The organism is Candidatus Bathyarchaeia archaeon, from assembly GCA_041447175.1.
Taxonomy (GTDB): Archaea; Thermoproteota; Bathyarchaeia; order Bathyarchaeales; family Bathycorpusculaceae; genus JADGNF01.
In genome coordinates this window covers 181056-193443 of the sequence record CP166960.1, presented here as the reverse complement: position 1 = coordinate 193443, position 12388 = coordinate 181056, and the positions used below count along the sequence as shown (strand labels likewise).

Genomic DNA, 12388 nt, shown 5'->3' with positions numbered 1-12388 from the left:
TTAATGCTACCGAATTGATTTTGCAGGTTATTTAAGGTTTTCAGTTTCCGCCCTCAGCAAGCGCATTTCTTGCCAACTCAAGCAGTGCAAACTTTAGAAAAGGCGGCAAAGCCACCGCTTTAACTTCCGCATCAGAAAACACAAAAGGCGCCGAGGAGCAGCCTTTCTTTGATAAAAGTTCCCCGAAACTCCTGCCTAACGCGGCTAAATCCGTAAACTGAGAAGGCAAAAGTCCCCGCTCAAAATCTTCATTCAGCTTAACCGCAGCCAACACAGCAGAAGCAAACACGGAGTCTTCCCGAATCCGCTTGGAAAACAAAACCGCCAAATCCTGCTTGTCCACGTTGAGGCTTTTGACTTTGGAGAGTTCATAAGCTAGTTTTCTCACCGGCAGATGCCGTGCGTCTAATCGCCCCAGCAGGGACCTGTAGGGACTGCATTCTTCGCCTTTAGTTATGGCTTCTTTAACGGCTTTGCGGGTACAATAACCCACTAGCTGCCCCAACGGGCTGGCAGGTCCGCCATAAACTATGGGTTCACCGCGTCCCGTTTCTGCCACCACAATGGCGTCGGTGATTGTTCCAGTGGCGGCGTCGCCCGTGTAGCGACTGCGTATGTCCAGCTCCAGCATAGCGGCGCTTTTGGCTTCGGTCGCGGTGATTATGCTGCTGACAAGGCAGCTTTCGGTGGGGTTGCCGTCGATAAGTACGATTATGTTTATGGTTCCACCGATAACCTGTATGTTCATCTCTTCTCCCGCAGACTCGGCAAAGTTGCAGGTGTTTCCCGCATCATCAGCCGCCGTTGCAATTACGCTGACGCCTATACCGTCGGCGCGTTTTGAAGCCAAAGCGAAGTTGTGCACGCACGCCGCCGTGACCATGCTGATGAAGTCTCCGTTGATGCCGAGTCGTTTGGAGGTTTCAACCACTAACGCCTCAGGTTCCGAGTGCAAGTTGTGGTCGCCGTAGCCTTTGGGAACCTCAACGTTTAGGATTGCGCGGACTTGTTTTATGCCGCCGCCGTTGTAGAAGGCGGAGCTTACGGTGTTGAGAGGTTCCTCGGAAAGAACAGCGAGAACATTTTCGTTTAGGAGCATTTTTGTGCCTTTTGCTTCCAGATTAAACTCCTTCAGAGGGGTCACCTGAATCGGGTTTAGGTTCCTTGTTCACTGTGATGGCTTGAACAGGGCACAAGTTTGCGCATATGCCGCATTGCGTGCAGGCGGTTTCGTCGGAGACTGCGGGTTTGCCGTTTTCTCCTTCCTCTAAGATGCCTACGGGGCAGACACCAACACAAAGTAGCTCTGCACAAGAGATGCATTTAGCGTGGTCAATTGTTACATGTGCCCTATGAGTGTCCATCGGAATCAACAACTTATTAAGCCACACAGATATATTTGTTGCGCGCAGGCGAACTCTACATGAAAATTGGATTAGTCACCTATGCCCCCGAAAAAGTAGAAGGCTACGACCTCCACGTTTACTACTCCAAATGGGCTGACGGACAAGCGTTCCCAGCTGCCAAAGACATGCAGAACGATGCCACATGCTTCTGCGACGCCAAAGCCATCCGTGAAGACCCCTCCATCGCGGCGGTTTCCAAGAACGGGGCGGCGCTGCGGAAAAACAGGCTGTTCAATTTGCCTTTTGACTACGTTTGCCCCACTAACCCCGAGTACCGCTCAAAAATTTTGGATTACGTGGAAAGCCTCAACAGGGAACGCATTGAAGGCGTAACCATGAACCTGTACCACTTCCCCGACGAAGAATTCTGCATCTGCCCCCGATGTATGGAACTCTGGCGCAAAAGCGGACTTGACTGGATAGACTGGCGTGCTCAAACGGTCACAGAGTTTTTAGCAGAAGCCAAAGACCGCACCAAAGGCACTTTCTCGGTTGAAATGTTCCCTGACCCACTCATGGCTAAGGAGCGTTTTGGGATTGACTTTGAAGCCATCGCGCCGATGGTGGACTACTTTCATGTGCCCTTGTCCTCGAGGGATTACCTGACAAACTACTGGGTAGACCTGCTGACCCGAGACTTCATTAAACTGCTCAAAAAACCAGTCGTGGTGGAGCTCAGCGGCGAAATGCTAACTGACGAAAAAACCGATGCCCTGCTAAAGACGGTGGCTTACCTGAGCAGGCATGACTTGATGGGGGTGCTGCTGTTGGTGCATGACTCTGAAAACGCAAGACAGATTGCCAAATTCGCAGTGCAGAACAGCGGTTTCCAAAACTGGCTCAACCAATATGACCTGCCAGAGATGAAGCGCATAGTGGAAAAATGGGCAGAAATCTACGCATAGAAAACCACTTTCCCTTTCAAAATTTTCTAAATAAAACACATAAACCAAGGCGCCGTCTGCGTCTTCGAATCCTGCGGGTTAGTTGGAGCGGGTAAAAACCACTTTCCCGCCGATAACCGTCATCTCTATGGGTATGTCTTGAATTTTGCTGACTGGAACTTCATGCGGGTCCTGAGCCAGCACCGTGAAGTCCGCCAGTTTACCCTCTTCAATTGAGCCTTTGGCTTTTTCTTCGCCTGAAGCGTACGCGGCTTTGGTGGTGTACATCTGCAGTGCCTCATCCACGCTTAGTTGCTCTTCAGGGTAAAACCGCCGCGTTACCGCAGACTGTATGTTCAAAAGGGGGTTTAAAGGCTCCATGGGACAGTCGCTACCACCACAGACACACACCCCTGCACCGAAAAGGGTTTTGAGCGGGTAAAGCCATCGCGCCCGTTCTTTCCCTAAATGGTCCACCGCGTCGTAAATTGAAAACTCAGAGACCGCAACCAAGGGCTGCACCGAAACCACCACCTTGGCTTTCTTAAGTCGCTCAATCAACAGGGGGTTTAGAAGTGCGGCGGGGTCAATACGGTGTCTGCCTTGTCCAGCGGCGGATTCGATTACGTTTAATGCTACGTCGACGGCTTTGTCACCCATTGCATGCATAACCAACTGGAAACCCCGCTCCACAACGTTCTGCGCAGAAGCAACCAACTCATCTTGGGAGCAGGATAGTTTACCGCTGCCCTCAGCGCCTTCTAAGTAAGGCTTAGACAACGCTGCCGTCCGCGATGCCAAATAGCCGTCCACAGTAACCTCAACCGCACCAACTCGTGCGTTACCCTTCCTTAATCCATCCATCAGCTCGGATTCGCCCAGCAGACTCGCAGGAGTAACCATGTAAACCCGCAGCAGCATCTGCTCCGTCTCCAGTAGCCGCTTAAGAATCTTTACATCCATCGCGGACTCCGCCAACCAATGAATGCTCGTGATGCCTGCCGCCACAATTTTTTCACAAGCCACAGCCGCAGCTTCCACAAGCTCCTCCAAGCTGGGTTCAGGAACCATTTTCCAAACCAAATCCGTGGCGGTTTCCCGTAAAATCCCCGTCGGCTCTCCCGCCCCGTTTCGGTCAATGAATCCACCCAAGGGGGGCTCGGTTGCTTTGGTTATGCCCGCCAATTCTAAGGCTTTGCTGTTAACTAATGCGATTTGCCCGCTCTGATGGTAAAACAGCACGGGATTATCGGGGGAGATTATGTCGAGGTCGCGGCGGGTTGGCAAACGTTTTTCGGTGAAGCGGGTTTCGTTCCAGCCTCTGCCCACCACCCATTTGCCCGGCTGGGCGTTTTCGAGTCGTTTGCCCAGCTGAACCTGCATTTGGCTGATGGAGTTTGCCGCCAAATCCATCCACATAAGAAACCTACCGAAATCTGCCACGTGAATGTGAGTGTCAATAAAGCCGGGGAGCACGGTTCTTCCGTCGAGGTAAACGATTTGGGTGTTTTTTCCGATGAGGTAGCTGACTTCCTCAGTGGTGCCAACTTTCATTATGCGGTCGCCTTTGACTGCTACGGCTTCCGCACACGCTAAGGCGTCGTTGAGGGTGTAGATTTTTCCGTCAAGTAAGACAAGGTCAGCTAACGTTTCGCTGTTCACCAGTTACATTTCCTTGGGGCAGTGAGTTCGTGACAAATTCAGGGGCAGACTTACTTTAAAAAGCATCTGGTGCACCCACAAAATTCAGAACAACACAAACGAACCTACAGGCAACTTAAAACGTCATTTGTGCTTCCCGATAAACTTGAAGCATTTTCTGTGCGCACACATCCCAAGTCAGCGCCCCCAACACGTGTTCCCTGCCGCGGATGCCCATTTTTTGTCTCAAAGCATCATCGGATAGCAACCGCAAAAGAGCCTCCGCCAACGCGTGGGAATCTGCGGGCGCCACAAGCAGCCCCGTTTCGCTGTCTATGACAGCTTCTGAGACACCGCTCACTTTGAAAGCCACCACAGGCTTCCCCGACGCTTGCGCCTCCAACAACGCGATGCCCTGCCCCTCTTGGATTGAGGGAAAAGCAAAAACATCCGCACAGGCATAGGCGGCGGGCAGGTCAGCTTCGGAAATATCCCCCAGAAAGGCAAAGTTTCTTGAAAGGTTTGCTTGAGCCACTTCCGCTTCCAAGCGGCTTCTGAGGGGTCCATCACCAACTACGACAAACAGGGTTTGGCTGCGTTCGTTAACCACATGCTTTGCGGCTTTGATGAGGTAGCAGAGCCCTTTGCGGGGTATCAATCTGCCCACAAACAAAACCACCTGCCGCTCACCCGCACTAATGCGCGCCTTGAAAGCAGAGAGACCTTCAGGGTTGGGCTGAAACCTCTGCGGGTCTACCCCGTTAGGGGCAATTCGGATTTTCTGCAGATCCACCCCGTAGAGGTCCACGATTTTCTGCTTTGAATACTCGCTGATGGTCACAACCAAAGTTGCGTTCTTGGCAGATTCCTCTTCAATTTTGGCTAGGCGCTTCATGAAGTAATTTACCGCCTTAGCCCTTGCCGATTCGGCACCTCGGGCTTGGGCTTGAGCGTACTCGTCAGCCAAAACCCCGTGGACCGTGGTGATAAAAGGCGCGTGGGCACCGCGTTTTTTGAGGGCATTTTGGATGCCGTAGCCGCTGACGGTGTGGGATTCGTAAACGGCAGCGTTTATGGTTTGAGACATTTTTGCGAGGGTACGGTTAAAAGTCCAGTTGTCCAGTGGAAAAACGCGGTCGGTGCTGCGGCACGGCACAACTGTAACGCTGTTAACGGTGGTTGGTTCTTGGAAGCCAGCTTTGGTGCCGCTGTAAACGGTGAATTCCACCTCGCTGCTAAGCCGCTTGCCCACCTCTAAAATTCGCCGTTCAACCCCGCCAAGGTACAGGTGAGGCGGTTGAGTGTTAAACACGGCGAGGCGAAGTTTGCTCATGGAGGAACCACTTGGCGTTTAGGTTCATGTCCGTTGTTTGTTGTATAAAACGTTTCCCTGAAAGAAACGCCGCAGAAGGCTAATGCATTCGTTGGACGGCTATTTTCGGCTGCCTTTCATGTACAGGTACCCAAAGGCAACGACGATAACAATCAGGACCACGATGACTGCGAAATAGACGTATAGCATGGGTACCCCAGCGAACTTGAGCTGCTCAAAGGGTGTAGGAGTTGGCTCAGGAGAAGGCGTAAGCGTTGGTGTAGGTGTTTCGGTGGGGGTTTCGGTCGGCGTGGGGGTTGGAGGAGCATTCACCAGTAACATAGCCATCTCGCTGACTGTGGAGCGGTAGAAGCTTTTGTCAGAAATCCACTCTGCCGCTATCGACCAGTTGCCAACGACCTCGGGCGTTAAGGTGAAGGTGAAGCTTCCAGTCGCGGTGGTGTCAACGTCCACGTTTGTCACTTCACCGTCAGGGTTAACCATCATAACCGTTACGGTGGTGTTTGGCATTGAAGGCGTGAACTGACCCCACCCCGTGACTAACTCGCCGGTTTCCACTTCGGTTTTGTCTAGAGTAACGGTGAGGTTGCTGCTTAACGCGGGGTAGTCTGCAAGGCAGTAGACGTTCCAGTCGTTGCTGCCCACGTAGACGCGGCCTTCGTAGATGCTGGGGGCAGACCAACTGTTAGAGTCCATCGTGAATAACCCAAGCTTTTGGCCGTCTGTGGCGTTTAAGACCCAAACGTGGCGTTCATCCGTCACCACATAAAGCTTGTTGTCCGCGTAGCTAGGCGAGACATACAACTCGTCTCCAGTGAAGCTGCTCCAGACCATGTTGCCATCCGAAGCGTTAAGGCAAACGATGGAGAATTTGTCCACAATGAAGACCCTGCCGTTCACGTATATGGGGGAGCACACAATGAATTCTGCTGCTTCGGGGTCCTTGTAGCTCCACACAGTTTCGCCTGTGACTGCGTTTATGCCGTAATAGGCGGAAGCGTCGGAAGCAACAAACACCATGCCGTCGGCAACGGTTGGCGACGCATGCATATCGGTGCCGCCGATGAACACCGGCTCGTAGGGAATAAGGTGCTTCCAAATTATGGAGCCGTCAGCCGCGTTCAGTTTGTAGAGGGCTCCTGAAAGGGGCTCCTGCGCAACAACATAAACGGCGCCGTCAACAACAGCGGGGGTTGAGGTTATGTAGCCCTGCGTCTGGTACTGCCAGACAGTTGAGCCGTCGGAAGCGTTCAAGCAGTAGGTGGAGTTGTCAAGGGAGCCAACGTAAACGCGGTTATCAACGACAGTTGGTGAGGAGCGCAACTGGACTGCCGCGTTAAAGTTGCCCTGCTGTTCACCACCCGCATACGCAGCCCAAACACGGTCGCCAGTTGCGGCGTTCAGGCAGTAAACGAACCCGTCATCCGCACCAGTGTAGACTTTGCCGTCAACCACCGCGGGAGAAGAAGAAACACGGTCATGTGTAAGATACTTCCACAAAAGCACCCCGTCCCGAGCATTCACAGCATAAATGTATTTGTCTTGGGAACCAAAGTAGGCAACTCCATCAGCTATGCTTGGCGAAGAAACCACAGCGCCCTTGGTGGCAAAGTTCCACCGTAAGGTTAGGCTGGTTGGCCCGGACTGACCCGCAGCTGAGTGCGCGGAGTCATGGCGAAACATAGGCCACGCTTGCGTGCCGATGGCCCAAACTTGGTTTGCCGTTGAATACTCCGCCCCAGAGATGGTGTCCACAGCGGTGGTTACGTTGCCAGGAATCATGTACAAATTGCCGTAGGCGATGGCCACAGATTCACGGGGCGCAAACCCTTCAATAGGCAACTTCCAGAGGACCCGCCCAGTGTATGCGTCAAGACACGCAAACTCAGAAGCAGTGTTATTCACATCTCCATAAGCCGCAGCTTGACCAGTCGTCACATAGACCTTTCCGTCGGCGATGGTAGGGTTACCTGGAAACATCATCGGCCCGGGACCAGAATACGTCCAGACTAAGATACCAGTGTTTGCATCAAACGCGTAAATGTTGCCGTCACGGTTAGGCTCGTAAACCATGCCGTAGGCTGCTGCAACACCCGTACAGAAGTAGCCGTCTTCGGTGTCCGCGCTGTAGGTCCAGATTATGTCGCCTGTTTCAGCGTCAAACGCGTAGAAAGTGTTGTCGTGGGCGCCTCCGCGGAAGAATTTGCCGTCGTAGTAGGTTCCTGAGAAAATCATGGATGCCTTCGTGTTGGTGTCCCACAGCACTGAACCGTTTTTGGCATCCAACGCCATCTGGTGGGACTGGAAGGAGCCAGGGAAGACTTTGCCGTCGCCGTATTGGATGCCGGAGCCTTCTTGTCCGCTGCCTGAAACGTAGGTCTCCCAAACCAATCTAGGCGGGATGTTTGGGTTAGAGAAGTTCCACCCCTGCACGTATGAGTAGGCTAAGGTGTAGAACATTTTTTCTTCAGGGCTGTAAACGTTATAGTTAAACAGGGGTACGGGTCCTGCGTTGAAAATTGAGCTTGTCCACAGGACTTCGCCTGTATCGGGGTCAAGACAGGTGTTACCTATGACCATGTGGTGTCCATCGATTTTGTAGACTGCAGGCCATTCTAAGGGAGTGGACAGGTTAAAATTCCAGACAAGAGCACCTGACGAGGCGTCTAAAGCATACACGGTGGTGTGAGTGCAGACGTAGATTTTGTTGTTGAAAGCCGAAATGTAGGGCTGTATGCCAGTTATGTTAGCAGTCCACATTATGTCGGGAGCTTCAGGAGCAGGACCATCCGAGTAATGGGTAAAGGCGTCATCACCAGTAAATTGTGGCCATTCATAGTGAGATAAGTCACCATAGGAGACGGAGAGGTCAGAAACATTGGATTGAGGCGAAAGCCCCTGTGCGTACCCAGCGAAAAACGCTACATCCAACATAACCAGCAATACAATTACGACGATTATATTTGAAAGTTTTAGAGTTTTCATGCCTCAGCCCCAGAGAACCTGCTGCAGCAACAGGACACTTGGATGTCCCCTCGATTGCATGTTCAATAGGGGGTAGTTTCACTATAAACCTTTTGCAACATACACAAATCCACAAACCAGCGCCTATGCAACCAAGCATCAAAAGACCCCGCGAGTGCAGGGAACGTTAATAAGGAAACTTTTCCCTTGGATGATTGGTTTACATGATTGACTTGCTGCTTGCTGCGGTTGTTCCCATAGTTATTGTAGGCTTCGCAGTGTTTTTCATACTATTACCCCGATACGGACCGCATTACACCTCAAGACTTACCTGCCCCCACTGCCGCAAACAATTCAACTTCCACTGGGTTCCAGGAGCCACCCTCACATCGCTTCGGTACGGCAACAGACGCCGCCTGCACTGTCCCTACTGCAACATGCTTTCAACTTTTGAAATCGCCAAAACCCGCATCAGCAAAACAAAATCTACAAAACCCCAAAGCAAGCAGTAGGAGAAAAGCTTCTTTTGCTGGTGTGTTTGGGGGTTCTTTGATTATTTACTTAAATCCTAGTGGGTTAATAGCATTTCAAGGAGCCACCAAAAGTGAAGGTACTACTTAATGACGGCTTAGAAAAAGAAGGCGTACAGTTATTCGAACAAGCCGGAGTAGAGGTCGACACCAAAAAAAGAGACCCCCAAACCTTAATCACAGACATCGAAAACTTTGATGCCTTAGTTGTGCGAAGCGCCACCAAAGTTACACGCGAAGTCATCCAAGCAGGAGCCAAAGGAAAACTCAAAATCATTGGCCGCGCAGGCGTTGGCTATGACAACATAGACGTAGAAGCAGCTTCAGAAAATGGCGTCGTCGTCAAATCTGCACCCTACGGAAACACCAACGCAGTAGCAGAACTCGCAATAGGCTTACTGCTCAGTGTTTCTCGAAACATTCCCCAAGCACACATGACCCTGAAAAGTGGAGTTTGGGAAAAAAGCAAACTCAAAGGAACTGAACTTTCCTACAAGACCTTAGGCATTTTGGGCTGCGGCAGAATCGGACAAAGATTAGCTGACATAGCTAAACGTGGGTTTGAAATGGAAGTTTTGGGCTACGACCTCTGCCCATATGCAGAGTCAAAAATAAAATACGTCCCCAAAGAAGAAGTGCTTTCCAAAGCGGACTACATCACCATTCACACGGGCGGAAAAAACGTCATAGTCGGCGAACACGAGCTTAGCTTGATGAAGCCAACCGCCTACGTAATTAACACCAGCCGCGGCGCAAACATAGACCAAGAAGCCCTCTACAATGCCCTCAAAGAAAAAAGAATTGCAGGCGCCGCCCTTGACGTTTACGAACAGGAACCCAAAGGTGAAGGCTCACAATTCCAAAACAAACTCAGAGAACTTGACAACGTAGTCTTCACGGCGCATTTAGGCGCATCAACTGTGGAGGCACAGCGCGAGACATCTATAGAAATCGCCAAAGTTGTGACAGGGTACCTTTTTGGCGGAGACTTTGCAAACGCGGTTAACGCAGGCGAGAGCATAGAATTCGAAGATAAACCCGTCTACACGTTATTCATCCACCACCGAGACGTCCCAGGAGTTTTCGCAAACATCGACAAGATTTTGGCTGAAAACGACATCAACATACGCGCCAACTATTCAAGACAGATAGGTAAAAGTGGCTATGCGGTTTCGGTTTATGTGCTGCATCAACGGGTGGAGCCGAAAATTATCGAGGCGCTGAGAAAAAGCCCCAATGTTTGCGACGCAAAAATGTAGTCGCCCTGCCTTTTCTTTTTAATTTTCACGGGCTGGTTAATTCACGCAGTAAAGGCAGCACATCCCGCTGGGAAACCAAGTTATACCGCGCCTTGCTCGCAACAAGACCCACTTTGATGGTGTAAGCTGAAGACGGCAACGCCTCAAAAAGGTCCTCGTCCGTTCTGTCGTCGCCTATAGCCAAAACGAAATCCCAGCCACCTTTCGAAAGCCAATTTTCGGCTGCCCTGCCCTTATTCACGGACGCGTTTTTGATTTCAACCACTTTGTTGCCCTCCACCACCGCCAGTTTGGAGAGCCAGTTCTGCGCCGCTACACCCTTGTTTACGGACGCGTTTTTGATTTCAACCACTTTGTTGCCCTCCACCACCGCCAGACCAAGGTTGGAGGTCAAATACACTAAGTCGTCTTTGATTTCGTTTGCACGCAAAGATCCCAAAAGCGGCTCAGTGTTACGATAATGCCAAACTAAGGAGTAGGGTTTCTCTTCGATAAAGGAGCCTGGCGTTCGGTCGGCCCAAAGCTCCAGAAGGGGCAAAATCTCTTTTTTCCAATCGTTGGATAGCAACTGAGGCGCACGGATTTCTCCTGAACGTTCCCGCATCCAAGCCCCATGTTCCGCAATTAACGCGAGGTCAAGTGAACTAAACCAGCTTGTGAGGGTGTTGCGGTCACGTCCACTGATGATTACAACCTCGTTTGAAGAAGACGCTGAGAGGGCTTTCAAAACGTCGGTAACTTCTGGGGTGGGCACAGCTTTTTCAGGTTTATCAGCAAAAGCCACAAGCGTACCATCGTAGTCAAGCATGATTAACCGTTTTTTGGCTCGTTTATAACTATCAACCAGTTCCTTTCGAATTTTGGCAGTTATTAAATGCTGGGAGTTGCGTTCTTGAGCAATCCACGCGTCGTCAAGCCGATTAAAAAAATCCTGAACCCAACGTTTGATGTCATAACGCATCAACCGCTTCTGCATCACGCAGTTAAGTCGCTTCTGTTCCTCTATAGGCGTGGAAAGTGCTTTTTCGATTGCCATCACAATTTCTTCTTGGTTATTAGGATTAACAATGAGGGCTTCCCCAAGCTCCTGAGCCGCACCAGCCATCTCTGAAAGAATTAACATACCTGAGCCGTTGACTTTACTTGCCACGTATTCTTTTGCCATCAGATTCATGCCGTCACGCCACGGCGTAACCAAAGCCACATCTGCAAGCGTATAGAAGGCAACCAGCATCTCAAAGGGCACAAAACGGTTAAAGTAACGCACAGGTATCCAGCCAGTGGTTCCGTATTTACCGTTTATACGCCCCACCAACTCGTCAATCTGTTTCTTTAAAGTCTGATACTGTGAAACGTTTATTCGGGAGGGCACCGCAATCAGAACAAACGAGACTTTGCCACGGTATTCGGCTTTCTTACTGAGCAATGCATCGAAGGCTTCAAGGCGTGGCGAAATTCCCTTGGTGTAGTCAAGACGGTCAGAGGAGAGAATTATTTTTTGACCATCTCCGATTTTTCGCCGGATGCGTTCGGCTTCTTTTTTGACTTTGTCGCTTGAGGCGGCGTTGACAAAGTGTTCATAGTCAATGCCCATTGGAAAAATGTCCACGCGAGCAAGTCTTGTACCAATTTGCACCTCGTTTAAGGTGTGCTCACAGCCCAAAATTCGCCGTACACTCGAAAGAAAGTGCCGTACATAGTCGTAAGTGTGAAACCCAACAAGATCCGCGCCCAAAATGCCCTCCAAGATTTCGGTTCTCCACGGGAGCATCCTGAAAAGCTCGTAGGAGGGGAAGGGAATGTGGAAGAAGTAACCGATTTTTGCTTGAGGCAAACGTTCCCGAATCAGGTTAGGCAGTAGCATAAGGTGATAGTCATGAACCCAGAACACATCGTCAGGTTGGGCTACCTCCATGATGGCATCACAAAATTTCTGGTTAACTTTCTTATAGCTACTCCAATAGTTTGGGTCATATTTCGCGTACTGGTTGAAGTAGTGGAACAGCGGCCAAACGATGTTGTTGCAGAAACCCCCATAGTACAGTTTAACTTCGTGGGAGGTAAGGAAAACAGGGTGACAACGCTCCTGCGCAAGCAACTCAACGATTTGTTGGCGCTCGTCTTTCTGCATTTTCTGCACGTTGTAGCCAGGCCAGCCAACCCAGAGGCTTTCTTGGGATTTGTAAACTGAGCCGACGCCTGTAGCTAACCCGCCTACACTGCGTTCTACGCGGAGTTGCCCCTTCTCTTTAGAAACGTTAACAGGCAATCTGTTGGAAACTATCAATAAGCGGCTCATTGTGGATTCACTACAGGAAAACACGTCACAAATGCGCTTCATCAAAGATTAATTTTGTGCTAAATAAACAAA

Annotated in this window: 9 protein-coding genes; 3 read left to right on the top strand and 6 right to left on the bottom strand. The window is 50.7% G+C overall.

The annotated features are described in order from the left end of the window. Positions 1-40: 40 nt before the first annotated feature. Positions 41-1144: an adenosylcobinamide amidohydrolase gene (locus tag ACBZ72_01080; GenBank protein ID XES77483.1), complete on the bottom strand. Its 1104-nt coding sequence runs from the start codon at positions 1142-1144 to the stop codon at positions 41-43. Beyond that, complete coding sequence (locus tag ACBZ72_01075; GenBank protein XES77482.1) at positions 1122-1364, bottom strand: ferredoxin family protein; 243 nt, start codon at positions 1362-1364, stop codon at positions 1122-1124. The genes ACBZ72_01080 and ACBZ72_01075 overlap by 23 nt, the downstream gene beginning before the upstream one ends. Before the next feature lie 59 nt (positions 1365-1423). Between ACBZ72_01075 and ACBZ72_01070 the strand changes: the two genes are divergently transcribed. Further along, the gene (locus tag ACBZ72_01070; protein ID XES77481.1) at positions 1424-2311 is read left to right on the top strand and encodes a hypothetical protein; all 888 of its coding nucleotides are present in this window, start codon (positions 1424-1426) and stop codon (positions 2309-2311) included. Positions 2312-2389: 78 nt separating this feature from the next. Here ACBZ72_01070 and ACBZ72_01065 read toward each other — a convergent pair whose 3' ends face one another. The 3 genes from ACBZ72_01065 to ACBZ72_01055 all read right to left on the bottom strand — a co-directional run bounded on the left by ACBZ72_01065 (position 2390) and on the right by ACBZ72_01055 (position 8249). Continuing rightward, positions 2390-3952: an amidohydrolase gene (locus tag ACBZ72_01065; GenBank protein XES77480.1), complete on the bottom strand. Its 1563-nt coding sequence runs from the start codon at positions 3950-3952 to the stop codon at positions 2390-2392. 115 nt (positions 3953-4067) lie between these two features. Further along, positions 4068-5264, bottom strand: a complete 1197-nt coding sequence (locus ACBZ72_01060; GenBank protein ID XES77479.1) for a glycosyltransferase family 4 protein — start codon at positions 5262-5264, stop codon at positions 4068-4070. A 99-nt stretch (positions 5265-5363) separates the two neighbouring features. After that, complete coding sequence (locus ACBZ72_01055; GenBank protein ID XES77478.1) at positions 5364-8249, bottom strand: PQQ-binding-like beta-propeller repeat protein; 2886 nt, start codon at positions 8247-8249, stop codon at positions 5364-5366. A gap of 203 nt (positions 8250-8452) precedes the next feature. Here ACBZ72_01055 and ACBZ72_01050 point away from each other — a divergent pair, with 203 nt between their 5' ends. Next, a complete protein-coding gene (locus tag ACBZ72_01050; GenBank protein XES77477.1) occupies positions 8453-8740 on the top strand; it encodes a hypothetical protein in 288 nt (95 codons plus the stop codon). A 92-nt stretch (positions 8741-8832) separates the two neighbouring features. Next, the gene (locus ACBZ72_01045; protein ID XES77476.1) at positions 8833-10017 is read left to right on the top strand and encodes an NAD(P)-dependent oxidoreductase; all 1185 of its coding nucleotides are present in this window, start codon (positions 8833-8835) and stop codon (positions 10015-10017) included. A gap of 25 nt (positions 10018-10042) precedes the next feature. On the opposite strand, the gene ACBZ72_01040 is transcribed toward ACBZ72_01045, so the two are convergent. Beyond that, positions 10043-12316, bottom strand: a complete 2274-nt coding sequence (locus ACBZ72_01040; GenBank protein XES77475.1) for a bifunctional alpha,alpha-trehalose-phosphate synthase (UDP-forming)/trehalose-phosphatase — start codon at positions 12314-12316, stop codon at positions 10043-10045. Positions 12317-12388 lie beyond the last annotated feature (72 nt).